Annotated in this window: 22 protein-coding genes; 3 read left to right on the top strand and 19 right to left on the bottom strand. The window is 69.0% G+C overall.

The window, feature by feature from the left end:
* Nucleotides 1-102: 102 nt before the first annotated feature.
* Entirely contained in the window at nucleotides 103-966 is an 864-nt protein-coding gene (locus CDA09_RS01755) for a LysR family transcriptional regulator (RefSeq protein ID WP_121427045.1), read from the bottom strand.
* A gap of 101 nt (nucleotides 967-1,067) precedes the next feature.
* On the opposite strand from CDA09_RS01755, the gene CDA09_RS01750 reads away from it, so the two are divergent.
* Both CDA09_RS01750 and CDA09_RS01745 read left to right on the top strand, forming a co-directional pair.
* Nucleotides 1,068-1,982 carry a DMT family transporter gene (locus CDA09_RS01750; RefSeq protein WP_121427044.1) on the top strand — a complete coding sequence of 305 codons (915 nt, stop codon included), beginning with the start codon at nucleotides 1,068-1,070 and terminating at the stop codon, nucleotides 1,980-1,982.
* A 116-nt stretch (nucleotides 1,983-2,098) separates the two neighbouring features.
* Entirely contained in the window at nucleotides 2,099-4,705 is a 2,607-nt protein-coding gene (locus CDA09_RS01745; RefSeq protein WP_121427043.1) for an FkbM family methyltransferase, read from the top strand.
* Between the two features lie 15 nt (nucleotides 4,706-4,720).
* On the opposite strand, the gene CDA09_RS01740 is transcribed toward CDA09_RS01745, so the two are convergent.
* From CDA09_RS01740 to paaG, 14 genes are all read right to left on the bottom strand, one after another.
* Nucleotides 4,721-5,512, bottom strand: coding sequence for an ABC transporter ATP-binding protein (locus CDA09_RS01740; RefSeq protein WP_121430688.1), 792 nt, complete (start codon nucleotides 5,510-5,512; stop codon nucleotides 4,721-4,723).
* A 26-nt stretch (nucleotides 5,513-5,538) separates the two neighbouring features.
* Nucleotides 5,539-7,329, bottom strand: coding sequence for a branched-chain amino acid ABC transporter ATP-binding protein/permease (locus tag CDA09_RS01735; RefSeq protein WP_121427042.1), 1,791 nt, complete (start codon nucleotides 7,327-7,329; stop codon nucleotides 5,539-5,541).
* Nucleotides 7,326-8,363 carry a branched-chain amino acid ABC transporter permease gene (locus tag CDA09_RS01730; RefSeq protein ID WP_121427041.1) on the bottom strand — a complete coding sequence of 346 codons (1,038 nt, stop codon included), beginning with the start codon at nucleotides 8,361-8,363 and terminating at the stop codon, nucleotides 7,326-7,328. Before CDA09_RS01730 ends, CDA09_RS01735 begins: the two co-directional genes overlap by 4 nt.
* Before the next feature lie 105 nt (nucleotides 8,364-8,468).
* Nucleotides 8,469-9,617: an ABC transporter substrate-binding protein gene (locus CDA09_RS01725; RefSeq protein ID WP_121427040.1), complete on the bottom strand. Its 1,149-nt coding sequence runs from the start codon at nucleotides 9,615-9,617 to the stop codon at nucleotides 8,469-8,471.
* Nucleotides 9,618-9,829: 212 nt separating this feature from the next.
* Nucleotides 9,830-10,456: a TetR/AcrR family transcriptional regulator gene (locus CDA09_RS01720; protein WP_121427039.1), complete on the bottom strand. Its 627-nt coding sequence runs from the start codon at nucleotides 10,454-10,456 to the stop codon at nucleotides 9,830-9,832.
* 37 nt (nucleotides 10,457-10,493) lie between these two features.
* Nucleotides 10,494-11,579 carry a 1,2-phenylacetyl-CoA epoxidase subunit PaaE gene (paaE, locus tag CDA09_RS01715; protein WP_121427038.1) on the bottom strand — a complete coding sequence of 362 codons (1,086 nt, stop codon included), beginning with the start codon at nucleotides 11,577-11,579 and terminating at the stop codon, nucleotides 10,494-10,496.
* 40 nt (nucleotides 11,580-11,619) lie between these two features.
* Nucleotides 11,620-12,111: a 1,2-phenylacetyl-CoA epoxidase subunit PaaD gene (gene paaD / locus CDA09_RS01710; RefSeq protein ID WP_121430687.1), complete on the bottom strand. Its 492-nt coding sequence runs from the start codon at nucleotides 12,109-12,111 to the stop codon at nucleotides 11,620-11,622.
* A gap of 8 nt (nucleotides 12,112-12,119) precedes the next feature.
* Entirely contained in the window at nucleotides 12,120-12,881 is a 762-nt protein-coding gene (gene paaC / locus CDA09_RS01705) for a 1,2-phenylacetyl-CoA epoxidase subunit PaaC (protein WP_121427037.1), read from the bottom strand.
* A 13-nt stretch (nucleotides 12,882-12,894) separates the two neighbouring features.
* Complete coding sequence (gene paaB, locus CDA09_RS01700; protein WP_018989543.1) at nucleotides 12,895-13,182, bottom strand: 1,2-phenylacetyl-CoA epoxidase subunit PaaB; 288 nt, start codon at nucleotides 13,180-13,182, stop codon at nucleotides 12,895-12,897.
* 67 nt (nucleotides 13,183-13,249) lie between these two features.
* The gene (gene paaA / locus CDA09_RS01695) at nucleotides 13,250-14,251 is read right to left on the bottom strand and encodes a 1,2-phenylacetyl-CoA epoxidase subunit PaaA (protein ID WP_121427036.1); all 1,002 of its coding nucleotides are present in this window, start codon (nucleotides 14,249-14,251) and stop codon (nucleotides 13,250-13,252) included.
* A 19-nt stretch (nucleotides 14,252-14,270) separates the two neighbouring features.
* On the bottom strand, nucleotides 14,271-15,593 hold the full coding sequence (gene paaK / locus CDA09_RS01690; protein ID WP_121427035.1) for a phenylacetate--CoA ligase PaaK: 1,323 nt from the start codon (nucleotides 15,591-15,593) through the stop codon (nucleotides 14,271-14,273).
* A gap of 109 nt (nucleotides 15,594-15,702) precedes the next feature.
* Entirely contained in the window at nucleotides 15,703-16,167 is a 465-nt protein-coding gene (gene paaI / locus CDA09_RS01685; protein WP_121427034.1) for a hydroxyphenylacetyl-CoA thioesterase PaaI, read from the bottom strand.
* Nucleotides 16,160-17,692 carry a 3-hydroxyacyl-CoA dehydrogenase PaaH gene (gene paaH, locus CDA09_RS01680; protein ID WP_121427033.1) on the bottom strand — a complete coding sequence of 511 codons (1,533 nt, stop codon included), beginning with the start codon at nucleotides 17,690-17,692 and terminating at the stop codon, nucleotides 16,160-16,162. Before paaH ends, paaI begins: the two co-directional genes overlap by 8 nt.
* Nucleotides 17,693-18,526: a 2-(1,2-epoxy-1,2-dihydrophenyl)acetyl-CoA isomerase PaaG gene (paaG, locus tag CDA09_RS01675; RefSeq protein ID WP_121427032.1), complete on the bottom strand. Its 834-nt coding sequence runs from the start codon at nucleotides 18,524-18,526 to the stop codon at nucleotides 17,693-17,695.
* Nucleotides 18,527-18,850: 324 nt separating this feature from the next.
* On the opposite strand from paaG, the gene paaN reads away from it, so the two are divergent.
* Nucleotides 18,851-20,527 (top strand): phenylacetic acid degradation protein PaaN, encoded by a 1,677-nt coding sequence (gene paaN, locus CDA09_RS01670; RefSeq protein WP_121427031.1) that lies wholly within the window; start codon nucleotides 18,851-18,853, stop codon nucleotides 20,525-20,527.
* A gap of 143 nt (nucleotides 20,528-20,670) precedes the next feature.
* Here paaN and CDA09_RS01665 read toward each other — a convergent pair whose 3' ends face one another.
* Genes CDA09_RS01665 through cheB form a run of 4 tightly spaced genes read right to left on the bottom strand, consistent with a single transcriptional unit; the run spans nucleotide 20,671 to nucleotide 26,602 of the window.
* Entirely contained in the window at nucleotides 20,671-21,132 is a 462-nt protein-coding gene (locus tag CDA09_RS01665) for an oxidoreductase (RefSeq protein WP_121427030.1), read from the bottom strand.
* A gap of 57 nt (nucleotides 21,133-21,189) precedes the next feature.
* Nucleotides 21,190-24,111 (bottom strand): EAL domain-containing protein, encoded by a 2,922-nt coding sequence (locus CDA09_RS01660; RefSeq protein ID WP_121427029.1) that lies wholly within the window; start codon nucleotides 24,109-24,111, stop codon nucleotides 21,190-21,192.
* Nucleotides 24,108-25,514, bottom strand: a complete 1,407-nt coding sequence (locus CDA09_RS01655; protein WP_121427028.1) for a hybrid sensor histidine kinase/response regulator — start codon at nucleotides 25,512-25,514, stop codon at nucleotides 24,108-24,110. Before CDA09_RS01655 ends, CDA09_RS01660 begins: the two co-directional genes overlap by 4 nt.
* Nucleotides 25,511-26,602: a chemotaxis-specific protein-glutamate methyltransferase CheB gene (gene cheB / locus CDA09_RS01650; protein ID WP_174718399.1), complete on the bottom strand. Its 1,092-nt coding sequence runs from the start codon at nucleotides 26,600-26,602 to the stop codon at nucleotides 25,511-25,513. Before cheB ends, CDA09_RS01655 begins: the two co-directional genes overlap by 4 nt.
* Nucleotides 26,603-26,608 lie beyond the last annotated feature (6 nt).

Here is a 26,608-nt window from a genome sequence, read left to right as displayed (position 1 = left end):
TCTTCGTTTTTCCTTGTTGGTGTTCGATGCGGTGTTCCGGCGCAGTCGGGTCGTCCCGCGACCGTCGGACGAACGCGGGGCGCCGCAAAGCGGGTGAGTATCTCAGCCCCGGCCGCGCGTGATCAATTCCGCCAGCGCGCGCACCGTCGGCCCCGGCGCGCCGCTGCGGTGTATCAGCACCGTGCGCGCCTGCGCGAAGCGGGGCGGCAGCGCGTGGATCGAGACGCTGTCGTCCACCGGCAGCTTCGCGAGCAGGCTGCGCGGCACCAGCGCGACGCCCATCCCGGACGCGGCGCAGCCGATCATCGCGTGGTAGGACGCGAGCTCGACGACGCGCTCGGGCACGACGTCGCCCGACGCGAGCCACGCCTGCAGGCGCTGGCGGTAGGCACAACCCGGCTCGAAGGTGAGCAGCGTGCGCGCGCGCAGGTCGCGCGGCGAGGTGATCGGCGGATGTCCCACCGGCGCAACGAGCACGAGCTCCTCGTCGAAGGCGGGCACGCTCGCGAGGCGCACGTCCTCCACCGGGCCACTGACGAGCGCGCATTCGAGATGGCCGTCGATGACCTCGGCGATCAGCGTCCCGGTCGGGCCGGTGCGCAGTTCCAGCTGCACTTCCGGGTACTGGGCGTGGAAGCGCGCAAGCAGCGCCGGCAGACGCGCCGCCGCGGTGCTCTCCATCGAGCCGAAGCGCAGGCGGCCGCGCGGTGCGCCGTCACTGACCGCGGTGCGCGCCTCGTCGGCGAGCGCGAGCAGGCGGTCGGCGTAGTCGAGCAGCACGCGCCCCGGTGGCGACACGATGAGGCGCCGGCCTTCGCGGATGAAGAGCTCGACGCCCAGCTTGTCCTCGAGCTGGCGGATGCGCGTCGTGACGTTGGACTGCACGCGATGCAGCTTCTCGGCCGCGCGCGTGATGCCGCCCTCGCGGACGACGGTGCGGAAGATGGTCAGGTCGTCGAGATCCATCGTTCTCTCACAAGAATGCTTTGAATCAGAATTATTCATTTTACGCGAACGATGTCCAGCGATATCGTTGCAGCCGTACCAACAGCACTCGGGAGCAGCACATGAGCACTGGACGGGACCAGACCATCGGCTATCTCTCCGCAGCGGGCACGGTGGCGATCTGGACGGGCTTCATCCTCATCTCGCGCCTGGGTGGCAAGAGCGCGCTGACGGGCCACGACATCCTCGCCCTGCGCCTGGGCGTCGCTGCCTTCCTGCTGCTGCCTTTCGCCGGCAGCCTGCCGCGCGGGGCGTGGCGCGATGTGCGCCTGTGGGCGCTGGGCATGATCGGCGGCCTGCTGTACGGCGTGCTCGTGTATGCGGGCTTCAAGCTCGTGCCGGCGGCGCACGGCGGCATCCTGCTGCCCGGCATGCAGCCCTTCCTCGTCGCGGGGGTGGCGTGGCTGCTGACGCGCCAGCGCATGCCGCGCGAACGGGCGTTCGGCCTCGCCTTCATCGCGCTGGGGGTCGGCTTCGCCGCGCAGTCCTACCTGGGCGGCAGCACGTGGTCGCCAGCCATGCTCGCGGGCGACGCGCTGATCCTCTCGTCGGCCCTGATGTGGGCTTTCTACAGCGTGCTTGCGAAACGCTGGGGCTTCCATCCCTGGTTGCTGACGCGCTTCGTCGCCTTCAGCTCGGCGCTGGTCTACCTGCCGGTGTATCTCTTGTGGCTGCCCAAGCAGCTCGACGCGGTGCCGATGTCCACGCTGGTGCTGCAGGGGTTGTACCAGGGTCTCGGCGCCACCATCATCGCGATGCTGTTGTTCCTGAAGGCCGTCGAGAAGCTCGGCGCCGAGCGCGTCGGCGCGCTGATCGCGCTGGTGCCGGTGCTCGCCGGCGTCGCCGCGGTGCCGCTGCTCGACGAGGCGCTGACCGGCTGGCTGCTCGCGGGGCTGGTGTGCGTGTCGCTCGGCGCCTTTGTCGCGGCACGCCCCCTCGCGCGCCTGGTCCCGGCCGCCGTCGCGGCGCCACGCTGAGGCCGAACGCACGCTGCACGTCGGCGGCGGGCGGGGGCGCATGCGGCTAGAATAGTCCGCTGCACACCCGCCGGGGCCGGATCGCGCTCGCGGGAAATCCACTTCCGCACGAGCCGATGAAGAAGAAAGCCATTTCCGCGAGCCAGCTGGCGCGACTCCACGAAGCGATCGCGCTGCAGAACCAGGGGCGCCTCGACGAGGCCGACGCGATCTACGCCGACCTCCTGCGCAAGGTGCCCGGGCACCCGGACGCCCTGCATCTGCGCGCGCTGATCTGCCACACGCGCGGCCACCACACGGATGCCGCGCGCTTCGCGGAAGCGGCGATCGCCGCGGCCCCGGATGTCGCCAACTTTCACAACACCGCCGGCGAAGCCTGGCGCCAGCTCGGCGACCTCGCACGCGCGCGCCGGCACTTCAACAGCGCGGTGCGCCTCGCGCCGGGCCTCGCGATGGCCCACCACAACCTGTCGCTGGTGCTCGCTGCGGACGGCCTCGCGGCGGAGGCGCTCGCGGCCTCGCAGCGCGCCGTCGCGCTCGATGCGCGCTACGTCGAAGCGCTGGCGCAGAGCCTGGAGCTCGCGCGCCGGCTCGGAAACGGCGACGTTGTGGAGAGCGCGCTCGCGAAGCTGCGGACCTGCGACAACGAGCTCGCGCGCAATGCGATCGCCCGCTTCCACACGATGACGGCGCGCGATCACATCCAGGCGCAGCGCTTTGCCGACGGCGCCGCCGAGGCGGAAAAAGCGATCGCCGCCAGCCCGGGCTTCTGGGGCGGCTGGTTACTGCTCGGCGAAGCCTGCAACGAGGTCCAGGACCTCGCGCGCGCCGAACTGTACGACACGATCGCCGCGAACCTCGCGCCGGACAACGAGAACGCCCGCCTGAACCTCGCACACCTGCTGAAGGAACAGCAGCGCATCGGCGAAGCCGAAAGCCACTACCGCGCCTGGCTCGCCCGTCAGCCGGACAATGCCGAGGCACGCTTCGGCCTCGCCGGCGCACTGCTGATGCGCGGCGCCTACGCCGAAGGCTGGCCGCTGTTCGAGGCGCGCTGGGACCTGCCCTACCACGGTGGCACGAAGTACGCCGCAGCCCCACCGTGGACAGGCGAAAGCACCGGCCGGCTGCTGCTCTACGCGGAACAGGGGCTGGGCGACACGCTGCAGATGCTGCGCTTCCTCCCCGAAGCGGTCCGCCACGCCGGCGCTGCGGTGACGCTCGTCGTGCCGCCGCCGCTCGCGCGCATCGCCCGACGTGCGCCGGGCGCGGAAGCGGTGGAGATCGTGACCGCGATTGCGGAAGGCCGCACGTTCGACACGGCCTGCGGCCTGATGAGCCTGCCCGGCATCCTCGGTCTCGCGGCGCCGGCGGACGCCGCCTCCCCCGGCTCCTACCCCGGCCTCTACCTCGGGCACGACGCGGCACGCGCCGCGCATTTCGCGTCGCGCCTCGCCGCCCACCCCGGCCGCAAGCTCGGTATCGTGTGGCGCGGCGGCGAGGCCGGCTCGGCGAACCGCCGGCGCCGCCTGCCCGAGGACGCCCTGCTGCCGCTGCTGACGCTGCCGGGCTGGACCGCGGTCTCGCTGCAGTTCGGCGTCGCGCAGCCCGAAATCGCCGGTCGGGCCCTCGTCGATCTCTCCGACGACATCGCCGACTTCGAGGACCTCGCCGCCGCAATGACGGCCGTCGACGCGGTCGTGTCGCTCGACTCCGGCCCGGCGCACCTCGCCGGCGCGCTGGGCGTGCCGACGTGGATCCTCGTGCCGTGGCTGCACGACTGGCGCTGGGGCCTCGGCGGCGAGCGCTGCGACTGGTATCCCGCGGCCACGCTGGTCCGTCAGCCGGTGGGCGGCGGCTGGGATGCGCCGCTCGCCGGACTCGTCGCGCGCCTCGGCGGCGATGCCGCTGCCCCGCTGTCCGGGAACATCGACGTCGACGCCGCGGGGACGATCCTGCGCAACGAGTTCCCGCTGGTACAGGCACGCTGCCGCGACGGCATCGTCACGTTGCCGCTTTTCGACCGCTATATCACGCTGTCGCTGCTGCTGTACGGCGAATATTCGCCACGCGAGGCGGCCGTACTCGCCGCGTGGCTGCGGCCGGGCGACACCGCGATCGACGTCGGCGCGAACCTCGGCGCGCTGACGCTGGCGATGGCGCGCGCCGTGGGGCAGGACGGACGCGTCATCGCCTTCGAGCCGCAGGCCGCGATCCACGCATGCCTCGCGCAGACGCTCGCCGACAGCGGACTCGCACAGGTGGAATTGCAGCGCCGCGCCGTCGGCGCCACCGTGGTGCACGCGCGCATTCCGCGCCTGGATCCGGCCAGTGCGGCGAACTTCGGCGGGGTGAGCCTCGCCGACGACGGGGAAGGCGATGAGGTCGAGCTCGTGCGCCTCGACGACCTGGACATCGCCGCCTGCCGCCTCCTCAAGATCGACGTGGAAGGACGCGAGCTCGACGTACTGCGCGGCGCCACGGCGCTGATCGCCCGCTGCCGCCCGGTGATCCACGTCGAATGCGACCGCCCGGATCAGCTCGCCCCGCTGCTCACCTTCCTGCGCGAGCAGGGCTACCGCGTGTTCCGCCACGAGCCGCCGCTCTTCGACGCGGCGAACTTCCGCAGCTGCCCGCACGACGCCTTCCCGCGCATCGTATCGGGTAACCTGATCGCGCTACCGCCGGGCGAGGAGCCCCCGCCCGACGCCCGGCCGGCCTGAGCCTCAGCCTCAGCCTCAGCCCGCCAGCTTGTCCTGGTGCTTGCCGCCCAGCCCCAGATAGGACTCGATCACCCGCGGATCGTCGGCGAGTTGCTTGGCCGGCCCTTCCATCGAGATCTCGCCGGTCTCCAGCACATAGGCGTAGTCGGCGACCTGCAGCGCGGCGCGCGCGTTCTGCTCGACCAGCAGGATCGACACGCCGCGCCGGCGCAGCTCGCTGATGATGCGGAAGATTTCCCGCACGATCAGCGGCGCGAGCCCCAGGCTCGGCTCGTCGAGCATCAGCAACTTCGGTTTGGCCATCAGCGCCCGCCCCACCGCGAGCATCTGGCGCTCGCCGCCCGAGAGCGTGCCGGCCATCTGCGCCTTGCGCTCCTTGAGGCGCGGGAAGAGGCCATACACCTCCTCCATCGTCTCGCCGTGGTCGCGCTTGCCCATGCGGTAGCGCTGGAAGGCGCCCAGCAGCAGGTTGTCCTCGACGCTCATCTCGGCGAAGAGTTCGCGCTTTTCCGGCACGAGGTTCATGCCGCGCGCGACCATGCGCTCGACCCGCGGCACGTACTCGGCTTCGCCGTCGAAGGTGACCTGGCCGCGCGACTCCAGCAGGCCCATGATGGCGGAGAGCATCGTCGTCTTGCCCGCGCCGTTGGGGCCGATCACGGTGACGATCTGGCCTTCGCCGACGCGCAGGTTGGCGTTCGACAAGGCCTCAACCTTGCCGTAGGCGACGCACAGGTCGCGCACTTCGAGCACCGCGCGCGGGGTGCCGGGGGCGGTGTCGAGCGTCTGCTCGATCACGTCCCTCATCGCATTGATCTCCACGCTCATGCCGTTCATTCCACACCTCCGAGATAGGCTTCGAGCACCGCCGGGTTCTGCTGCACTTCCTCGGGCAGGCCTTCGGCGATCTTCTGGCCGAACTCCATCACGACGACGCGATCGACGAGGCCCATCACGAAGTCCATGTCGTGTTCGACGAGAAGAATCCCCATGCCTTCGCCCCTGAGCTTCTTCAGGAGCTCGGCGAGTGCCTGCTTCTCCTTGAAGCGCAGGCCGGCGGCGGGCTCGTCGAGCAGCAAGAGGCACGGGTCGGCGGCGAGTGCGCGCGCGATCTCGAGGATGCGCTGCTGGCCCAGCGCGAGGCTACCGGCGGCGTCGAACATGTGCTCGGCGAGCCCCACGCGCTCGATCTGGCGCGCCGCTTCGTTGAGGAGCCGCGCTTCCTCGCCGCGGTCGAGGCGCCACGCGGCCGGGAACACGCCCTTGCCGCCCCGCAGGTGCGCACCGATGGCGACGTTCTCGAGCACGCTCATCGTCGGGAGCAGCTTCACGTGCTGGAAGGTGCGGCTCATGCCCATGCGCGCGATTTCTCTTGAGCCGTGGCCGGCGACCGACTGGCCGAGAAACAGCACCTCACCCGAGGTCGGCGTGTCGACGCCCGAGATCTGGTTGAACATGGTGCTTTTCCCCGCGCCGTTGGGGCCGATCAGCGCGAGGATCTCGCCCGCCTTCACGGAGAGGCTCATCGCGTTGTTGGCGACGAGCCCGCCGAACTTCCTTGTGACCTCCTTCGCTTCGAGGATCACTTCCCCGCGCGCCGGCAAGGGCTTTCGCGGCAGCGGTTCGGCCGCGGCGTCGAGCGTGCGACGCGTCGCCCGCACCGGCACGAGGCGCGCCACGATCGGCCACAGGCCTTCGCGCGCGCGCTGCAGGATCACGACCATCATCAGGCCGAAGAAGATCACTTCGAAATTGCCGCTCTCGCCCAAGAGCCGCGGCAGGAGGTCCTGCAGCCACTGCTTGGCGATGGTGATGACGCCCGCGCCGAGGAGCGCCCCCCACACCTGCCCCGCGCCGCCCACCACCGCCATGAAGAGGTACTCGATGCCGATGTGCAGCCCGAAGGGCGTGGGGTTCACGAAGCGCTGCATGTGCGCGTACAGCCAGCCGGAGGCGCAGGCATGGAGCGCCGCGATGACGAAGATCACCATCCTTGAGCGCGCGGTATCCACGCCCATCGCCTCGGCCATCACCATGCCGCCCTTGAGCGCGCGGATCGCGCGGCCTTCGCGCGAGTCGAGGAGGTTCTGGGTGGTAAACACCGCCGACAGCAGGAACACCCAGATCAGGTAGAAGATCTGGCTGCCGTCGGTGAGTTCGTAGCCGAACACCGCGATCGGCGGGATGCCGGTGAGGCCCGTGTGGCCGCCCAGCGTCTCGAGCGTGCCGAAGAGGAAGTACAGGCTGATGCCCCACGCGATGGTGCCCAGCGGCAGGTAGTGGCCGGAGAGCCGCAGCGTCATCGAGCCGAGCACGAGCGCGACGGTGGCGGTGAACACGAGGCCGACGACGAGCGCGAGCCACGGCGAGCCGCCCGCCCACGCGAGCCAGGACGGCAGATCGGTCGCGGTGGTGAGCACCGCGGTGGTGTAGGCCCCGAGGCCGACGAAAGCGGCCTGGCCGAAGCTCGTGAGGCCGCCGACGCCGGTCAGCAGCACGAGGCCGAGCGCCACCAGCGCGTACAGGCCGATGTAGTTCAGGAGCGTGACGTAGAAGGGCGGCATCACGAGCGGCGCCCCCAGCAGCAGGGCCAGGAACAGGCCCAGGACAACGCGCGGCTTCATTCCTCTTCCTCCACGTGGTGGCTGGTGAGCGAGCGCCACAAGAGCACCGGGATGATCAGCGTGAACACGATGACTTCCTTGTAGGCGCTGGCCCAGAAGGAGCTGAAGGCTTCGAGCAGGCCCACCAGCAGCGCACCCGCGGCGGCGATGGGGTAGCTCGCTAGGCCGCCGACGATGGCGGCGACGAAGCCCTTGAGACCGATAAGGAAGCCCGTGTCGTAGTAGATGGTCGTGATCGGGGCGATCAGCACCCCGGAAAGCGCGCCGATCGCCGCCGCGAGGAGGAAGGTGAGGCGCCCGGCGAGCGCGGGCGAGATGCCCATCAGGCGCGCGCCGTTGCGGTTCATCGCGGTCGCGCGCAGCGCCTTGCCGTAGAGCGTGCGGCCGAAGAACTGGTACAGCGCGACGATCAGCACGATCGAGGCGACGACCACCCACAGCGTCTGGCCGGTGACCATCATCGGGCCGAGCTCGAAGCGCGCTTCCGAGAAGGCCGGCGTGCGCGAGCCTTCGGCGCCGAAGAAGAGCAGCCCCAGGCCCACCATGCCGACGTGCACCGCCACCGAGATGATCAGCAGGATCAGCACCGACGCGGCGGCGACCGGCTGGTAGATCAGGCGGTACATCAGCGGCCCCAGCGGCACCACCACCAGGAGCGCCAGCAGCACCTGCACGGCGAGCGGCAAGGTCGCGAGCGGCAGGGCGTAGAGCAGGCCCGCGAGCACCAGCGGGTAGCCCGCGTTCCACGCCAGCACGTTGGCGATCCGCCCCTTCTGCCCGCTGGCGAGCGCATGGCGCGCATCGAGCGCCGCCGCGAGCACCCCCGCCCCGACGAGCAGCCACAGCGTCGCCGGCACCGTGCCGGCCTGGATCATGACCAGGGTGAGCGCGCCATACGCGACGAACTCCCCCTGCGGAATGAAGATCACCCGCGTCACGGCAAACACCAGCACCAATGCGAGCGCAAGCAGCGCATAGATCGCACCGTTGGTGATGCCGTCCTGCGCGAGCAACAGCGCTATCTGGAAATCCATGGACGAACTCCGGCCGGAAGCGGATGCCCCGGCTCTTTCAGCGACGAAGGAGACCGCGCAGCACGGGGCCTTGCCCGTGATGCGCGGCTTCAGCTCAGAAAGGACTTAGTTGGCGAGTTTCCAGGCCCCGTTCTGGATCTGCACCATCACGCGTGAGCGCTGGTCCAGGCCCAGGTGGTCGTTCGCGCTCATGCTGAAGATGCCGTGCGCGGCGGGCACTTCCTTCAGGCCTTCGAGTGCGTCGCGCAGCGCGGCGCGGAACTCCTTGGTGCCGGGCTTGGCCTTCTTCAGCGCGGTCGGCACCGCGGCGGCGAGCAGCACGCCGCTGTCCCAGCCGTGCGCGCCGAAGGTCGACACGCTCCCCTTGCCGTGCGCAGCTTCGTACTTGTTGATGTACTCGAGCGCGCTTTTCTTCACCGGATTGCCGTCGGGCAACTGGCTCGCGAGCAGCACCGGGCCGGCCGGCAGGAAGGTGCCCTCACAGTCCTTGCCGCACACACGCAGGAAGTCGTTGTTGGCAACGCCGTGGGTCTGGTAGACCTTGCCGGTGAAACCGCGCTCCTTGAGCGCCTTCTCCGGCAGCGCGGCGGGCGTGCCGGAGCCGGCGATCAGCACCGCGTCGGGCTTCGCAGCCATGATCTTCAGCACCTGGCCGGTGACCGAGGTGTCGGTGCGCGCGAAGCGCTCGTTGGCGACCATCTTCAGCTTGCGCGCTTCGGCCACCGAGGCGAACTGTTCGTGCCAGCCTTCGCCATAGGCGTCGGAGAAGCCGATGAAGGCGACCGTCTTCACGCCGTGGTTGGTCATGTGCTCGACGATCGCCGTCGACATCTGCGCATCGTTCTGCGGCGTCTTGAACACCCAGCGCCTCTTGTCGTCGACCGGATCGACGATGCGCGCGGACGCGGCCATCGAGATCATCGGCGTCGCGGCCTCGGCGACCACGTCGATCATCGCCAGCGAATTCGGCGTGATGGTCGAGCCGAGGATGACGTCGACCTTGTCCTCGGAGATCAGCTTGCGGACGTTCTTCACCGCCGAGGTCGTGTCGGAGGCGTCATCGAGGACGATGTAGTTGACCTTCTCGCCGGCAATCGTCGTCGGCAGCAGCGCGATCGTGTTCTTTTCCGGGATGCCCAGCGACGCGGCAGGCCCGGTCGCCGACACCGTCACACCGACGTTGATGTCGGCGTGCGCGGCAGTCGCGGTAAAGGCCAGACCGATCGCAGCCATCAGGGAAGTGCGCAGTTTCATGGTGTGTCTCCTCCTCGTGATTTATTGGCGACCGGGCCTGAGGGAAGCCGCGATCGCGTCGGGTGATTATTGCTTACGATACAAACTATTGCCAGTCAAACTATTGATCTGTGTCACAAACTCGCGACATCGGAAAACACCGCCGAAGGTCGTACCTGGAGCCTAAGCGTCCTCGCTTGCTTCAAGCTGACGTCTCGATCGCGGGCGCATCGCTAGCCGGCCTCGCTCGCTGCCGGCTCCTCCTTCTTCATCAGGCCACGCACGCCGTTCAGGAAGATCTGCGTGACGATGGGCGCCATGTCGCGGAAGGTCAGCGGACCGTCGGCACGCAGCCACGTGAAGGTCCAGTTGATCATCCCGAACAGGATCATCGTGACCGCCTTGTCGAGCTTGCGCCCCTTCAGGCCCGGTTCCACGCGCGCGAGCGCGTCGGCGAAGGCGGCGACCACGCGGCGCTGCTTGCCGGCGACACTCGCGGCCTGCTCCTCGCGCAGGAACTTCACATCCTGAACGATCACCATGTGCTGGTCCTGCGCGTGCTCGTACTCCTCCATGAAACGCCTCACGAGCTCCGCGAAGTGGTCCTCCGCGGCAAGCTTGCGCGCCTCCACGGCCGCGACGATCGCGAGCAGCTCGTCGATGTAGCTGTCGGCGATGTCGAACAGCAGGTGCTCCTTGTCGCGGTAGTAGTGGTACAGCAGCGGCTTCGACACGCCGCAGGCCTGCGCGATGGCCGACATCGACGCGTTGTGGAAACCCTTCTCGGCAAACAGCCCGGCCGCCGCGCGCAGCATCGTCGCGCGCTGCAGTTCGAAAGTGGGTGCCTTGCCTCGTGCCATGCGGGATTCCGTGTCGGGGAGCTGCCGCCGCGGCCCTTCAGCGCTCGTCGAAACTGATGACGACGCGCTCGGTGAGCGGATGCGACTGGCAGGTGAGGATGTAGCCGGCATCGATGTCCGGCTGCTCGAGGGTGAAATTCTTGTCCATGCGCACCTTGCCCTCAAGCAGTTTCGCGCGGCAGGTGCAGCACACGCCGCCCTTGCACGAATAGGGCAGGTCCATGCCGGCACGCAGCGCGACATCCAGGATCGACGGATCCTCGGCGCGGAACTCCATCTCGCGCTTCAGGCCGTCGGCGATCACGGTGACTCTCGCCTGCGTCGCATCGCCCGGCTCGACGTGGTGCTCGGGCGCGGTCGCCGGCACGCCGAAGCGCTCCAGGTGGATGTGCTCGGCCTTGAGGCCACCCGCCAGCAGCGCCGCCTCGACTTCGTCGATCATGCCGCCGGGGCCGCAGATGAAGGCTTCGTCGATGGTGTCGGCGGGGATCAGCGTATCGAGGAACATGCGCACGCGTTCGCCGTCCAGACGCCCGTTGAACAGCGGCACTTCCTGCTCCTCGCGCGAGAACAGGTTGTACAGCGTGAAGCGCGCCATGTAGCGGTTCTTCAGGTCCTCGAGCGTCTCGGCGAACATCACGCTCGCCTGGCGGCGGTTGCTGTAGACCAGCGTGAAGCGGCTCTCGGGTTCGGCGCGCAGCGTCGTCTTCACCAGCGACAGGATCGGCGTGATGCCGCTGCCGGCGGCGAAGGCGACGTAGTGCTTGGCGTGCTGGGCGTCGAGCGGGGTATGGAAGCGGCCTTCGGGGGTCATCACCTCCAGCACGTCGCCGGCCTTGATGCCGTCGTCGTTGGCCCAGGTCGAGAACAGGCCGCCGTTGATCTTCTTGATCGCGACGCACATCTCGCCGTCGTCGACGCCGGAACAGATCGAGTACGAGCGGCGCAGCTCCTCGCCGTTCACTTTCACTTTCAGGTTGAGGTGCTGGCCCTGCTCGAAGCGGTAGTCGTCGGCGAGCTCGGCCGGGATCTCGAAGCGCAGGCTCACGGCCTCGGGCGTCTCGCGCCGCACTTCGGCGACTTTGAGCGGGTGGAATTTCGGCGTTCTGTGCGTCGTCGTCATGTCTTTGTCTCCTCGATCGCTTCTGCGAGCGACTCGGTCCTTATATGGGTTTGAAGTACTCGAACGGCTCCAGGCAGCTCTGGCAGCGGTACAGCGCCTTGCACGCGGTCGAGCCGAACTGCGACAGGCGCGTCGTGTCGGTCGAGCCGCAGCGCGGGCAAGCGAGCTTGCGGGGCACGAAGCGGATCGGCTGGGCGCCGCCGACCGACGCGTCGCCGGACGGCGGCGCAATGCCGTAAGCGCGGAGCTTCTCCTTCGCCGGTTCGGTGATCCAGTCCGTGGTCCAGGCGGGCGCGAGGCGCGTCTCGACGGAAACCTCGCCGGCGCCGGCCGCGACCAGCGCGTCGTGGATGCTCTGCGAGATCACCTCGGTCGCCGGACAGCCGGAATAGGTCGGCGTGACGACGACGTGGAGTCCGCCTTCGCGCACGAGCACTTCGCGCACGATGCCGAGCTCGGTGACCGAGATCACCGGGATCTCGGGGTCCGGCACGGCGTGGAGGACGTCCCAGGCCTGGGTTTCGCTGAGCATCGCGGCACTCACCACTGCGCGCCCGGATAGGTGCGCTGCATGTACTGCATCTCGGACAGGAGATGCCCCAGGTACTCGCTGTGGCGGCCGAACTTGCCGTAGGACTTGAACGGCGTGCGCGCCGGCACGGTCAGCGTGGCTTCGTTGAGCACCGGCACGACGACCGCTTCCCACGCCGTTTCGAGCTCGCTCCACGCCGGGCCGATGCCCGCTGCGGCGGCGGCTTCGTCGGCGGGCGTCGCGACGAAGAACTCGGCCGTGTAGGGCCACAGGTAGTCGAGCGCGGCCTGCGTGCGTGCGTGCGATTCGGCGGTGCCGTCGCCCAGGCGCACGACCCAGTCGCCGGCGTGCTGCGCGTGGTAGCGGGCTTCCTTGATGCTCTTCGCGGCGATCGCGGCGAGCTCGCTATCGTTCGACGCGAGCAGGCGCTCCCACAGCAGCACCTGGAAGCTCGCGAAGAGGAAGTTCCTCACCATCGTGCGGCCGAAGTCGGCGTTCGGGAGCTCGCACAGCGTGAGATTGCGATAATTCATCTCGGTGCGCAGGAAGGCGAGCTGGTCCTCGTCGCGGCCTTGGCCTTCGAGCTGGCCGGCGTGCGTGAGCAGCATGCGCGCCTGGCCGATCAGGTCGAGCGACATGTTGCCGAGCGCCATGTCCTCTTCGAGCACCGGCGCGTGGCCGCACCATTCGGACATGCGCTGGGCGAGGATCAGTGCGTTGTCGCCGATGCGGGTGACGTATTCGAGGTGAGCGGGGTTGGGGGTCGTCATCTTTGCAGCCCTCTCACATGTGGTTCACTTCGTCGGGCAGCTGGTAAAACGTCGGATGCCGGTAGATCTTGTCCTCGGCCGGGTCGAACAGCTCGGGCTTCGCGTCCGGGTCCGACGCGACGATGTGGTCGGCCTGCACGACCCAGATGCTCACGCCTTCCTGGCGGCGGGTGTAGACGTCGCGCGCGACCTGCAGCGCGAGCTTGGCGTCGGGCGCGTGCACGCTGCCACAGTGCTTGTGATCGAGCCCGTTGCGGCTGCGCACGAAGACTTCCCACAGCGGCCATTCCTTGCGTTCCATGTCTCTTTTCCTCTCGTGAGGGCTGGCCGGGGCCGCCCTTTCTGTCGGTGTGTTCGGGATGTTCCTGTCAGGCCGCCTGGTGCTCGCGGGCGGCGCGCTTGCGTTCGTGCTCCAGCGCGGCCTCGCGTACCCAGGCGCCGTCTTCCCACGCCTTCACGCGCGCGGCGAGGCGGTCGACGTTGCCCTGGCCGTGGCCGTTCACCACGTTCCAGAACTCGTCCCAGTCGATCGCACCATAGTCGTAGTGCCCGCGTTCGGCGTTCCACGTCAGCTCCGGGTCGGGCATCGTCACGCCCAGCACCTTCGCCTGTTCGACAGTCGCATCGACGAACTTCTGGCGCAGGTCGTCGTTGGAGATGCGCTTGATGCCCCAGCGCGCGCTCTGGCCGGAATGCACGGAATCCTTGTCGTGCGGCCCGAACATCATGATCGACGGCCACCACCAGCGATTCACGGCGTCCTGCACCATCTCGCGCTGCTCGGGCGTGCCCTTCATCATCGTCAGCAACAGGTCGTAGCCCTGGCGCTGGTGGAAGGATTCTTCCTTGCAGATGCGCACCATCGCGCGCGCATACGGCCCGTAGCTGCACTTGCACAGCGGGATCTGGTTCATGATCGCCGCGCCATCGACCAGCCAGCCGATCACGCCGATGTCCGCCCAGGTGAGCGTCGGGTAGTTGAAGATCGAGCTGTACTTGGCCTTACCGGTGTGCAGCGCATCCAGCAGCTCGTCGCGCGATACGCCCAGGGTCTCCGCCGCCGCGTAGAGATAGAGGCCGTGGCCGCCCTCGTCCTGCACCTTGGCGAGCAAGATCGCCTTGCGTTTGAGCGTCGGCGCGCGCGTGATCCAGTTGCCTTCGGGCAGCATGCCGACGATCTCGGAATGCGCGTGCTGGCTGATCTGGCGCACCAGCGTCTTGCGGTAGGCCTCGGGCATCCAGTCCTTGGCCTCGATGTAGCCGCCCGCGTCGATCTTCGCGTCGAACTCGGCCTGATAGGCGGGGTTCTCGACCGCCTTCGGCCCCTTGTCGGCGCTCTGCTGCGGGATGTCCAATGCTTGGGTATACATTCCGTGGTCTCCTCCTCTCTTATTCCTTGGGGCGATGGTCGACGACCCGCTTCGCCTTGCCGACCGTCACGCGTTCGAGCGAGAACGGCTCGCCGACGATGACCTTCGCCGACACGCCGCAGAAGGTCTTGATGCGATGCGCGAGCTCCTCGCCGACCGCCGCCTTCTGCTCGGGATGCCGGCCGACGACCGCTTCCGGGTCCAACTCGACTTTCACGGTGAGCGTGTCCATGTGGCCTTTCTTGTCGACTTCCAGCAGGTATTGCGCGGCGAGCTGGGGCATGTGACAGATCAGCTCCTCGATCTGCGTCGGGAACAGATTCACACCGCGGATGATCAGCATGTCGTCTGAACGCCCGGTGATTTTCGCCATGCGCCGCATGCTGCGCGAGGTCGGCGACAGGAGCCGCGTGAGGTCGCGCGTGCGGTAGCGGATCACCGGCATCGCTTCCTTGGTCAGCGTCGTGAAGACGAGCTCGCCTTCCTCGCCGTCCGCCACCACTTCGCCGGTCTTCGGGTCGATGATCTCGGGGTAGAAATGGTCTTCCCACACCACCGGCCCGTCCTTCGATTCCACGCACTCGCTGGCCACGCCCGGCCCCATCACTTCGGAGAGGCCGTAGATGTCGACCGCGTCGAGCCCCGAACGCGCTTCCATCGCCTCGCGCATGCCCTGCGTCCACGGCTCGGCGCCGAAGATGCCGACCTGCAGCGAGGTCGATTTCGGGTCGATGCCCATGCGCTCCATCTCGTCTAGGATGGTCAGCATGTAGGACGGCGTCACCATGATGATGTCGGGGCGGAAGTCCTGGATCATCTGGATCTGCTTCTCGGTCTGGCCGCCGGACATCGGCACCACCGCACAGCCCAGCCGCTCGGCGCCGTAGTGCGCACCGAGGCCGCCGGTGAACAGGCCGTAGCCGTAGGACACGTGCACCATGTCGCCGGCCCGCCCGCCCGCGGCGCGGATCGAGCGCGCGACGACGTTGGCCCAGGTGTCGATGTCCTTCAGCGTGTAGCCGACCACCGTCGGCTTGCCGGTCGTGCCCGACGACGCATGCACGCGCGCGAGCTTCCCGCGCGGCACCGCGAACATGCCGAAGGGGTAGTTGTCGCGCAGGTCGCTCTTCGCGGTGAAGGGAAACTTCGCCAGGTCGGCGAGCGTCTTCAGGTCGTCCGGATGCACGCCCTTGGCGTCGAAGGCCTTGCGGTAGTGCGGCACGTTGTCGTACGCGTGGCGCACGCTCCACTTCAGGCGTTCCAGCTGCAGCGCGCGCAGCTCGTCCTGGCTCGCCTTCTCGATCGATTCCAGGTCGCCGGGCGACGGGGTCTTCACGGGCATTGCTCTCTCTCCTCCAAGGTTCTTCGGTCTGCACGGGTTTCGTATGAATCCGGAATTATTCCCCGCCTGCGGGGGATCCCGGAGTGACCCGCGTCAAACCCCGTTCATTTCACAGCTCGACGACCGCCCTCCCCTTCAGCCGGTACGACTTGCCGCGCATCACCGCGATCAGCTCGCCCCTGGGGTTGGTGACATTGATGTCGTACACGCCGGTGCGGCCGGCCGCGAACACTTCCTTCGCCTCGGCGCACAGGACGTCGCCGGGACGGCCGGGCGCCATGAAGTCGAGGCTGATGCCGGAGGCGACGGTCTGCTCGTTGTAGCTGTTGCACGCGTAGGCGAAAGCCGAGTCGGCGAGCACCGTGATGAAGCCGCCGTGGCAGATGTCAAAGCCGTTGAGCATCTCCTCGCGCACCGTCATCGTGAGCTTCGCGTAGCCCGGGCCGACAGCCTCGAAGCGGATGCCGTTGGCGTGCAGCACGCGGTCGTTCTCCGACATGCCGTCGCGCACGCGCTCGGCGACGGTCTGCGGCGGCATGCCGTTGGTGAGGTCGCGATAGCCTGCCTCAGTCATACATCGCCTCCCCGTTGTGGGCCTTGCGGCGCAGCAGCGGCGACACGCGGTAGCGCTCCTCGCCATAGTGTTCCTTCAGGTTCGCCAGCACCTCGACGACGAAACCGGCGCCGAGCTGGTCGGCCCACGCGAGCGGCCCGCCCTTCGGGTAATTGGTGCCGTAGCGCATCGCGGTATCGACGTCGCGCGCGCTGGCGACGCCCTGCAGCACGGCGTCGGCGGCCTCATTCGCGAGCATCGCGACGGTGCGCAGCGCGATCAGCCCGGCGACGTCGTCGATCACGCTGACCTTGAAGCCCGCCTTCTGCAAGGAGCCGGCGACGCCGCGCAGCGCGCCGAGGCCGCACTGGTCGGCGCGCGTGAGCGCGATGCGGGTGCTGGTCGCGTAGTCGAGGCACAGGTCGAAGAGCACGAGGTTGGGCTGGCGTTCCTCGACCGCGCGGCCGGTCGCGGTGCGGCCGTCGGTGAGCGCGACGCGCGCGGCGCCGATCTGCATCCAGCCGCGATGCCCGGGCATGCCCGGCTCGCGCCGCACCTCGATGCCGGCCGCTTCCAGGCGCGCGAGCAGCGGCGCCGCGGCACCGATGTCGCCGACCACCGTGATGCGCGCTTCGCCCTCGTGCGCCGGTTCGTCCTGCGGCACGGGCTTCGCGGCGAGTTCGCCGTACTCGAAAATGCCGCGCCCGGTCTTGCGCCCGAGGCGCCCGGCGGCGACGAGTTCCTGCTGGAACGGGCTGGGCGCGAAACGGCGGTCGTGGAAGTAGGCTTCGAACACCGACTTCGTCACCGCGAAGTTCACGTCGTGGCCGATCAGGTCCATGAGCTCGAAGGGGCCCATCGCGAAGCCGCAGCCTTCGCGCAGGATCGCATCCAGCGTCGCCGGCTCCGCCTCGTGCTCGGCGAGCACGCGCAGCGCTTCGGCATAGTAGGGACGCGCGACGCGGTTCACGATGAAGCCCGGCGTCGAAGTCGCATGCACGGGCATCTTGCCCCACGCGCGCGCCGTCGCGTACAGGGTCTCGGCGACGTCGCGGTCGGTCGTCAGCCCCGACACCACCTCGACCAGCGCCATGCGCGGCGCGGGGTTGAAGAAGTGCAGGCCGGCAAGGCGTCCGGGACGCGCGAGCCCCGCCGCCATCGCGTTGATCGACAGCGACGAGGTATTGCTCGCGATGATCGCGTCCGCGCCGAGCGTGCTTTCCAGTTCGGCGAACAGCTTGCGCTTGACGTCCAGGTTCTCGACGATCGCCTCGATCGCGAGCGCGGCGTCGCGGGCCTCCGACAGCGTCGTCACCGGCACGACGCGCGCCAGCGTCGCCGCAGCCTCGGCCTCGCCCAGCCGGCCCTTCGCCACGAGGAACTTCAGATCCTTTTCGATCGCCGCGCGCCCGGCGGTGATCGCCTCGGCGCGGCCGTCATACAGATACACGGTGTGGCCCGCGTGCGCCGCAACCTGGGCGATGCCGCTGCCCATCGCGCCGGCACCGACGACCAGCACCTTCGCGCCCTTCGCAAGGATGCTCATTCAGTCACCCTTGAAGTTCGGGCCGCGCTTTTCCATGAACGCGGCGACCCCTTCGCGGTAGTCGTTCGAGTTGCCGCACACCGTCATCAGGTCGCGCTCGAGGTTCAGCTGGGTCTCGAAGTCGTTGGTCGAGCTCGCCCAGATCGCCTGCTTGGTCTTCGCGTAGCCGAACGTCGGCCCTTTCGCGAGGCTCGCCGCGACTTCGCGCACGGTCGGCATCAGCGCCTCGTCATCGACGCACTTCCAGATCAGGCCCCACGCTTCGGCCTGCTCGGCCGGCAGCTTGTCGCCCAGCAGCGCCATGCCCATCGCGCGCGCCGGGCCCACGAGGCGCGGCAGGATCCAGCTGCCGCCGGTGTCGGGCACCACGCCGAGCTTGCTGAAGGACTGGATGAAACTCGCCGAGCGCGCCGCAAACACGAGGTCGCAGGCGAGCGCGATGCTCGCCCCGGCGCCGGCCGCGACGCCATTCACCGCGGCGATCACCGGCATTTCCAGGCTGCGCAGCGCGAGCACGAGTGGCTTGTAGTTCTTCTCGACCGATTCGCCCAGGTCCACCGGCGCCGCACCCGGCGCGACCGCGCGGTCCGACAGGTCCTGCCCGGCGCAGAAGCCGCGGCCCGCACCGGTCAGCATCAGCACGCGCACGGCGCCCGCGTCGCGGCCCGCCCTCACGCTGGCGAGCGCCTCGCGCACTTCCTCGTGCATCCGCTTCGTGAAGGAGTTCAGCCGGTCCGGGCGATTCAGCGTCAGCGTCGCGACGCCCTCGACCACCTCCAGGCGGATCGTCTCGCCCTGCATGTTCCAATCGGTGCTTCCCAACTCGCTGCCCATGTCTCCTCCTGTCATCCCTCTGCACAAGCGCCTATTCCTTCATGGCGGCAATTCTGCAGAGTCTCCTTTTCTGGGTCGCCCGGAAGCGTCGAGGCTTCCTGACGGCGGGGAAATCGCCCGGTTTCCGAGCTTTCTTTGTAGTCCGGCCTTTGTTTGACCGACCGGTCAATCAATAGTAAGCTTGATCCAGATCAAAAGACAACAGTTTTTTGCTTGACAAGTTTCCCCGCAGCGCAACAACGCGCCGGCCGCTATAACGAGGTCAGCGCCACCGATCCGCAGGGGGCCGCAGAAGCCCCGATCCGCCACCAGAGGAGACCCTCGATGTCCCACGTCACGCCCGCCCAGCTGTTCGACAAGCACCACGCGCCCCTCGAAGCCGCCGTCCAGGCGATCCACGCCCGCGGCTACTGGACGCCCTACCCCGAGATGCCCAGCCCCAAGGTGTACGGGGAAACCGCGCAGGAAGACGGCCGCAAGGCGGTCGAGGCCACTTTCGGCCAGGATTTCGAGCTCGGCCAGCCCGGCCAGGCCGGCTGGATGACGACCGAGCGTTCGCCCTACGGCGTCGAGCTGGGCGTGCGCTATCCGGTGTGCGACGCCGACGCGCTGATCGCCGCCGCGCAGGCCGCGATGCCCGCTTGGCAGCGCATCGGCGCGCAGGGGCGTGCCGGCGTGTGCCTGGAGATCCTCGAGCGCCTCAACAAACGCAGCTTCGAGATCGCCCACGCGGTGATGCTGACGACCGGCCAGGGCTGGATGATGGCCTTCCAGGCGGGCGGCCCGCACGCGCAGGACCGCGGCCTCGAAGCGGTCGCCTACGCGTACCGCGAGATGAAGTTCATCCCGCACGAGACGGTGTGGGAGAAGCCGCAGGGCAAGAACCCGCCGCTGAAGATGAAGAAGCACTTCGAGGTCGTCGGCCGCGGCGTCGCGCTGGTCGTCGGCTGCGGCACCTTCCCGACCTGGAACACCTACCCGGGCCTCTTCGCCGCGCTCGCGACCGGCAACCCGGTGATCGTCAAGCCGCACCAGAACGCGATCCTGCCCGCCGCGATCACCGTGCGCATCGCGCGCGAAGTGCTCGCCGAGGCCGGCCTCGACCCCAACCTCGTCACGCTCGCGGCCTTCGACAAGCGCGAAGCCACACAGGCGCTGGCGAAGCATCCGGCGGTGAAATCGATCGACTTCACCGGCAGCAACAGCTTCGGCCACTGGCTCATCGACAACGCGAAGCAGGCGCAGGTGTATGCCGAGCTCGCCGGCGTGAACAACGTCGTCATCGAATCGACCGACCAGTACAAGGCGATGCTCAGGAACCTCGCCTTCACGCTGTGCTTGTACTCCGGCCAGATGTGCACGACGACGCAGGCGATCCTCGTGCCGGCCGATGGCATCGACACCGACCAGGGCCGCAAGAGCTACGACGACGTCTGCACCGACCTCGCCGCAGCGGTCGACAAGTTCCTCGCCGACCCCGCGGTCGCAACCGCGGTGCTGGGCGCGATCCAGTCGCCCGACACGCTGCGCCGCATCGCCGAGGCCCCCGAGTACGGCCGCGTCGTGCGCGCGTCGGCGAAGATCGAGCACGCCGAATTCCCCGGCGCCGAAGTGCGCAGCCCGGTGCTGCTCGCGTGCGACGCCGCGGATGAAAAGGCCTACATGGAAGAGCGCTTCGGCCCGATCGCCTTCGTCGTGAAGACCGCCGACGGCGCCGCGGCAGTGGCGCTGTCGGAGCGCATCGTGCGCGAGCACGGCGCGCTGACGGTCGGCGTGTATTCGAGCAAGGCCGAAGTCGTCGACGCGATGACCGAGGCGACCTGGCGTGCGGGCGTCGCGCTGTCGATCAACCTCACCGGCGGCGTGTTCGTGAACCAGTCGGCGGGCTTCTCCGACTACCACGGCGTCGGCATGAACCCGGCGGCCAACGCGAGCTACGCCGACAGCGCCTTCGTCGCCAACCGCTTCCGCGTCGTGCAGCGCCGCTACCACGTCGAGTAAGCGCCCCAGCAGCCGGATGCTGCCGTTCGGACCGAGCCCCGTCGAAGTCCTGCCAACACCCTTCGACGGGTTCACGGCGAACGGGTGGTGATCTATTAACTTGCCGGGTCAATAACGCCGACGCGGCGCCCCGGTGGGCCGCCTCATTCCCCGTCTTCGGGAATGCCGGCCCCGCCGGGCGGACGCGCCGTCAGGATCGCCGACGGCTCCCCGCGCAGGAGCTTGAGCAGCTCGGTGCGTGCCTGTTCGCGCTCGAGTCCCCGCGCCACCAGCATCTCGATCAGTTCGCCGAAGCGCGCGCGGCGGCGCAGCCCCGCCTCGCCGACATCGCGGCGGTTGTGGAAGAGCTCCAGCAGCGTCGAACCGCACACACAGTTGCGAAACAGTTCGACGATCACCTGTCCGTCGTCGCCCACCGTCTGCCTGAGGCCGCTGCCGCCGCTGCCCACGCGCTGCGTCTGTGCGACGTAATCATCGACGTCGCGATAACTGCGGCCGCACGCGGCGCAGCGCTTGGGAAACGTATCGGCGGCAATTTCCGCCAGGCCGGCATACAGCGCGGCATCGAGCCCCGCGTTCGGCCCGTCCGGCCGGTTGTCCGCCATGTCACCCGCCCCGAAGACCGTGCAGTTGCCGCGCTGCGGCCTGCCCGCGTCCGCGGTTCATGGTTCCGCCACCTCGCCCGCGCCTGCACGCGCGAACGCCTCGCGGATCGTGACGCGCAGTTCCTCATCGTCCCACGGCTTGAGCAGGAACTTGCTCACCGCCCCGTTGTTGATCGCGCGCGTGATGGCGTCGACGTTGGCATAGCCCGAAAGCACCATCCGCACCGTGTCGGGGTGCAGTTCCTTCACGCGCATCAGGAACTCGCTGCCGTTCATGCCGGGCATGCGTTCGTCCGACAGCAGGACCTGCACCGGCTCCCGGGCCAGGACGTCGAGCCCCTCGCGCGCCGAGGCCGCGGTCAGGATGCGGTAGCCATCATGGCGCAGCAGCCGCTTGAGCGCACTCAGGACGTGCGGCTCGTCGTCGACCAGCAGCAGCGTCGGGAGCGGGGCGTCCTCGGCGGGCGTCGCCAGCGCCATGCGTGCGCCCTCGCCCAGCATCGCCGCGAGCGCCTCGTCCTCCACCGGCGGGCTGAAATGATAGCCCTGGATCTCGTCGCACCCTTGCCGCCGCAGGTACTCCATCTGCGCCTCGTTCTCGACCCCCTCGGCGATCACCTGGAGCCGCAGGCTGTGCGCCAGCCGGATCGTCGCGATGCAGATCGCGGCATCGCCGGGCTCGGTCACCACGTCACTCACGAAGGCGCGGTCGATCTTCAGGTAGTCGATGGGGAAGCGCTTCAGGTAGGCGAGACTCGAATAGCCGGTGCCGAAGTCGTCGAGGGCCAGCGACATGCCGAGCGCCTTGAATTTCTGCATCGCCGCAACCGCCTCGCCGACATCGGTCATCGCCGTGCTTTCGGTAATCTCGAGTTCGAGCTGTGCGCCATCCAGCCCCGTGGCTGCGAGCGCGGCGGCAATCGTGCGATCCAGCCCGCCGGAACGGAACTGCCGGGCCGAGAGGTTGATCGCGACCGGCGGGACCGTGAGCCCGCGGTCCCGCCAGCGCCGGATCTGGCGGCATGTGGCGCCGATCACCCATTCGCCGATGGGCACGATCAGGCCGGTTTCCTCGGCCAGCGGAATGAACTCCATCGGCGGAACCAGCCCGAGTTCGGGATGCTGCCAGCGCAGCAACGCCTCCATCCCGACAATCGCGCCGTCGCGCAGGTTCACGCGCGGCTGGTAGTGCAGCACGAACTCGCTGCGTTCGAGCGCACCGCGCAACGCATGCTCGAGTGCCTGGCGCTGCACGACGGCCGCGTTCATCGCCGGGGTATCGAAGCAGTACTGGTTGCCGCCGGCGCTGCGCGCCTCGAGTCGCGCGATGTTGGCATGCTGCAGCAGCACCGCCGGGTTGTCGCCGTCGCCGGGGTAGAGACACACGCCCATGCTTGCCGTGACCGTGAACTCGCGGCCGTCGACGGCGAACGGCCGGGCAATCTCGTCGAGAATCCGGCGCACGATCACGCCGGCGGCATCGACCCCGGCCAGATCGCCCAGTACGACGACGAAGTCGTCTACCCCGACGCGTGCCACGGTGTCGCCCTCGCGGACCAGGGCGGCGAGCCGTGCGGCGACGTGGCGCAGGACGTCGTCGCCCGCCGCATGACCGAAGGAGCCGACGAGGCCGCCGAAGCGGTCGATATCGATCGACAGCACCCCGACCGAATGCTGGTGGCGATTCGCATTCGCCAGCGCCTGCGCGAGACGGTCGTCGAGGAGATTGCGATTCGCGACCCCCGTGAGGCTGTCGAAATTGGCGTGCCGTTCGAGCTCTTCCTGGTAGCGGAGCCGTTCCGTGACGTCGTACTGGATGCCGACGAAGTGGGTGCAGCGCTCCGCCTCGTCGCATACCGGCGCGATGTGCAGATCCGCCCAGTAGACGCGACCGTCCTTGCGATGGTTGCGGAAGACCGCATGCCCCGCGCGACGCTCGCGGACCGCCACGCGGATCTCGTCCAGGCCGGGCTGGTCGCGGTCCGCGCCATGCAGGAAACGGGGATTGCGTCCGATGGCCTCCTCCGCGCGGTAGCCGGTGATGCGCTCGAAAGCCGGGTTCACGTACACGATCGGAAGATCCGGCTGCTGGCAGTCGACAATGGAAACGGAGTGCACACTCGCCTCGATCGCCCGCTCGCGCAGGCGCAAGGCCTCCAGCACGCCGAGACGCTCGGTGACGTCCCGCGAGACGCCCACCACGCCGACCACCTCGTCGCGATCGTTGCGGATCGGCGCGCGCGTCGTCGAAAACCAGCGCCATTCCGTGCTGCCGGGCAGGCGCACGCGCACGCACTGCTCGCGTGACGGCTCGCCGCTGCGCAGCACGCGCTCGTGTTCGGCCGGGTCCCACAGTCCCGCCGACTCGGCATCGGGGAGCAACTCGGCAGCGGTGCGCCCGATCAGCGCCTCGGGCCCGTCGCTGCCCAGCAGGTGCGCGGCCTGCCCGTTGGCGCGGATGAAGCGCTGGCCGCCGTCCTGGTAGAAGACCAGGTCGGGACTGTTGTCCATGAACTCGCGCAGCAGGCGCTGCTCGGCGAGCAGTTCGCGCTGCAGGCGGTAATGCGCGTGGGCCGACTGCACCATCAGGCGCAGCTGGTCCTGGTTCCACGGCTTGGTAATGTAGCCGAAGATGCGCCCCCTGTTCACCGCGCGCACCACCGCATCGAGGTCCGCATAGCCGGTGACCATGATGGCCGCGGCGCGCGAGAGCCCGCGCGCCTGCGCGAGCAGCGCGTCGCCGCACATGCCCGGCATGCGCTGGTCCGACAGCAGCACCGACAGATCCGGCAGTTCGGGGATGAGGGCGATCGCCGCTTCGGCCGACAGCGCGGTGTGCACGATGCACTCGTCCTCGAGCGTATCGACGATCGCCGCAAGGATCTGCGGCTCGTCGTCCACGGCCAGCACCACCGGACGCTCGCTGACATACGCGAACGACGCCTCCGGCATCGCTGCAAGGGGTGTCGGGCCTGTCATGTTTGTGCTCCCGTGTTCGTCGCGGCGCGGGGCGCCGTCTGCCGCAGCGGCAGGCGGACCACCATGCGCGTGCCGGCGCCTTCCTCGCTGAACGCCTCGAGGGTGCCACCGTGCTGCCGGACGATGCCGAAGGAGATCGACAAGCCCAGCCCGGTCCCTTCGCCGACCCCCTTGGTCGTGAAGAAGGGTTCGAAAATCCGTTCGCGCACGGCCTCGGACATGCCCTTGCCGTTGTCGGCGACCTCGATGCTCATCATCTCTTCGTCCTGGAAGGTGGTGATGGTGATTTCCCCGCCGCCCGCCGCGGCGTCGAGCGCGTCGATCGCATTGGCGAGCAGATTCATCAGGACCTGGTTGAACGGCCCCGGGTAGCAGTCGAGCCCGTGCGCCGGCCCGCTGCACCGCGTCACGCGGATGCGGTCGCGGATGCGGTGCTGCAGCAACGTCAGCACCGCATCGATCGCCTCCTCGACGTCGATCGTGCGGATTTCGCCCGCGTCGAGCCGGGAAAAGGTGCGCAGCTTGACCACCAGGTCACGGATGCGCTCGAGCCCGCCCGCCATGTCGGCGAGGCGCTCTTCCGCCTTGTCCAGCAGCCGCGCACGTTCGGGCGACAGATGCGGCCGCGCCTCCGCTTCGACCTGCACCAGCGCGCGCGACACCGTCGCGTGATGGTTCAGCACGAAGGCCAGCGGATTGTTGATCTCGTGCGCCACCCCGGCCACCAGCTCGCCGAGCGAGGCCATCTTGGCCGACTGCACGAGGCGCGACTGGGTCTCGCGCAGTTCCGCATAGGCAGCCTCGAGGGTGCGGTTCGAGGCCTCCAGCTCGCGATTCGCAGCGAGCAGCCGTTCCTGCATCCTGCGCAGCTCGCGATTCTGGTGCACCGCACTCTCGTACGTGGACACCAGCAGCCCGACCAGCTGGCGCGCGTCGCGCGGCCTCACCTCGTGCACGGCGTCGCCGAGGCGCAGCCGCATCGGCGGGCACCCTCCTGCGCACGACGGCGACGGCGGCGCCTCGATCTGCGCCCGCAGGCTGGCGAGCAGCAGGGCTTCGTCATAGGGCTTGGTGACGTAGCAATCGGCGCCCGCGTTCAGGCCGCGGATGACGTCGTCGGTGTCGGCGAGGGAAGTCAGCAGGACGACCGGAATGCCCGCGAGCCCTTCCTCGTCGTGCAGGCGCCGGCACAGCTCGTAACCGTCCATGACCGGCATGCTGACGTCGCTCACGACCGCCGCAGGGCGGTGCTGGCGCGCCAGCGTCAACGCCGTCGCACCGTCGCCGGCGCTCAGCACCGCATAGCCGGCGCCTTCGACGACACGCCGCAGCATTTCCGCCTGCACCGGGCTGTCCTCGACGATCAGCACCGCTCCGAGAGCGGCAGGTGCGTTCGCCGTCATCGCACGAACCCTCCGCCAGCCCCGGCCGGCGCCTCGCCCCTCGCGAGCTGCACCAATGCCGGGGCGATCTGCCCCAGCGGCAGCACGAGCCCGGCGGCACCGTCGCGGATCGCCGCGCCGGGCATACCGAAGACGACGCTGGTCTCCTCGTCCTGGGCGATCGTCGCGCCGCCCGCCGCGGCGATCTCGGCGAGGCCGGCGGCGCCGTCGCGCCCCATGCCGGTGAGCACCACGCCGATGGCATCGCCGCCATGCACGCGCGCGAGCGATGCGAGTGCGAGATCCGCCGATGGGCGATGCGGCTGGCCGCGCAGCTGCGGCGAGCAGCGCAGGCGCCCGTGCGCGTCGACCTCGAGGTGCATGCCGTCGGGCGCGAAATAGGCCGTCGCGGGCTGCGGCAGGCTGCCGTCCTGCGCGGTACGCACCGCGATCGGCGCCGAACTGGCCAGCCACCGGACCAGGCCTTCCATGAAGCCCTCGGCGATGTGCTGGATGCACAGCACCGGCAGCGGGAAGTCGCGCGGGAGCTGGCGCAGGACGGTCTCGAACGCCTGCGGCCCGCCGGTCGACGCGGCGATGCCGACGATGCGCGGGCGTTCGCCGGTCGGTCCGGCCGGGCGGGGCGGGACCGCAGCCGGGAGCGCCACGCGGTTGCGGCGGCGCAACGCGACGACACCGGCCGCCACCCGGATCTTGCGCACCAGCTCGGCGGCGAGCCCGGCCGACGCTTCGGACAGGCCGTCGCGCGGCTTGGCGACGATATCCACGGCACCGGCCTCGAGCATCTCGAAGATGGTGTGGGCCTGCTCGCGCTGCACCGCGACGCTCAGCACGAGGATGGGCAGCGGATGAGCCGCCATCAGCTCGCGGGTGAATTCGAGGCCGCCCATGCCCGGCATGTACAGGTCGGTGCAGACGACGTCGGGCTTGAGCCGCGGGATCAGCGCCAGCGCCTCGCGGCCGTCGCGCGCCGTACCGCAGACGCGGATCGCCGGTTCCGGGGCGAGCATGCGCCGGACGACCTCGAGTGCGACCGCCGAGTCGTCGACCAGCAGCACGCGGATCGGCGGCCGCCAGACGCCGCTCACGGCCGA

It is taken from the genome of Azoarcus sp. DN11, from assembly GCF_003628555.1.
Taxonomy (GTDB): domain Bacteria; phylum Pseudomonadota; class Gammaproteobacteria; order Burkholderiales; family Rhodocyclaceae; genus Aromatoleum.
This window is presented reverse-complemented; position numbering and strand designations above follow the sequence as displayed.

Bases quoted from the DNA above. Each gene is read 5' to 3' on its own strand.
- CDA09_RS01755 (WP_121427045.1), bottom strand. From the start codon at position 966: ATGGATCTCGACGACCTGACCATCTTCCGCACCGTCGTCCGCGAGGGC.
- CDA09_RS01750 (WP_121427044.1), top strand. From the start codon at position 1,068: ATGAGCACTGGACGGGACCAGACCATCGGCTATCTCTCCGCAGCGGGC.
- CDA09_RS01745 (WP_121427043.1), top strand. From the start codon at position 2,099: ATGAAGAAGAAAGCCATTTCCGCGAGCCAGCTGGCGCGACTCCACGAA.
- CDA09_RS01740 (WP_121430688.1), bottom strand. From the start codon at position 5,512: ATGAGGGACGTGATCGAGCAGACGCTCGACACCGCCCCCGGCACCCCG.
- CDA09_RS01735 (WP_121427042.1), bottom strand. From the start codon at position 7,329: ATGAAGCCGCGCGTTGTCCTGGGCCTGTTCCTGGCCCTGCTGCTGGGG.
- CDA09_RS01730 (WP_121427041.1), bottom strand. From the start codon at position 8,363: ATGGATTTCCAGATAGCGCTGTTGCTCGCGCAGGACGGCATCACCAAC.
- CDA09_RS01725 (WP_121427040.1), bottom strand. From the start codon at position 9,617: ATGAAACTGCGCACTTCCCTGATGGCTGCGATCGGTCTGGCCTTTACC.
- CDA09_RS01720 (WP_121427039.1), bottom strand. From the start codon at position 10,456: ATGGCACGAGGCAAGGCACCCACTTTCGAACTGCAGCGCGCGACGATG.
- paaE (WP_121427038.1), bottom strand. From the start codon at position 11,579: ATGACGACGACGCACAGAACGCCGAAATTCCACCCGCTCAAAGTCGCC.
- paaD (WP_121430687.1), bottom strand. From the start codon at position 12,111: ATGCTCAGCGAAACCCAGGCCTGGGACGTCCTCCACGCCGTGCCGGAC.
- paaC (WP_121427037.1), bottom strand. From the start codon at position 12,881: ATGACGACCCCCAACCCCGCTCACCTCGAATACGTCACCCGCATCGGC.
- paaB (WP_018989543.1), bottom strand. From the start codon at position 13,182: ATGGAACGCAAGGAATGGCCGCTGTGGGAAGTCTTCGTGCGCAGCCGC.
- paaA (WP_121427036.1), bottom strand. From the start codon at position 14,251: ATGTATACCCAAGCATTGGACATCCCGCAGCAGAGCGCCGACAAGGGG.
- paaK (WP_121427035.1), bottom strand. From the start codon at position 15,593: ATGCCCGTGAAGACCCCGTCGCCCGGCGACCTGGAATCGATCGAGAAG.
- paaI (WP_121427034.1), bottom strand. From the start codon at position 16,167: ATGACTGAGGCAGGCTATCGCGACCTCACCAACGGCATGCCGCCGCAG.
- paaH (WP_121427033.1), bottom strand. From the start codon at position 17,692: ATGAGCATCCTTGCGAAGGGCGCGAAGGTGCTGGTCGTCGGTGCCGGC.
- paaG (WP_121427032.1), bottom strand. From the start codon at position 18,526: ATGGGCAGCGAGTTGGGAAGCACCGATTGGAACATGCAGGGCGAGACG.
- paaN (WP_121427031.1), top strand. From the start codon at position 18,851: ATGTCCCACGTCACGCCCGCCCAGCTGTTCGACAAGCACCACGCGCCC.
- CDA09_RS01665 (WP_121427030.1), bottom strand. From the start codon at position 21,132: ATGGCGGACAACCGGCCGGACGGGCCGAACGCGGGGCTCGATGCCGCG.
- CDA09_RS01660 (WP_121427029.1), bottom strand. From the start codon at position 24,111: ATGACAGGCCCGACACCCCTTGCAGCGATGCCGGAGGCGTCGTTCGCG.
- CDA09_RS01655 (WP_121427028.1), bottom strand. From the start codon at position 25,514: ATGACGGCGAACGCACCTGCCGCTCTCGGAGCGGTGCTGATCGTCGAG.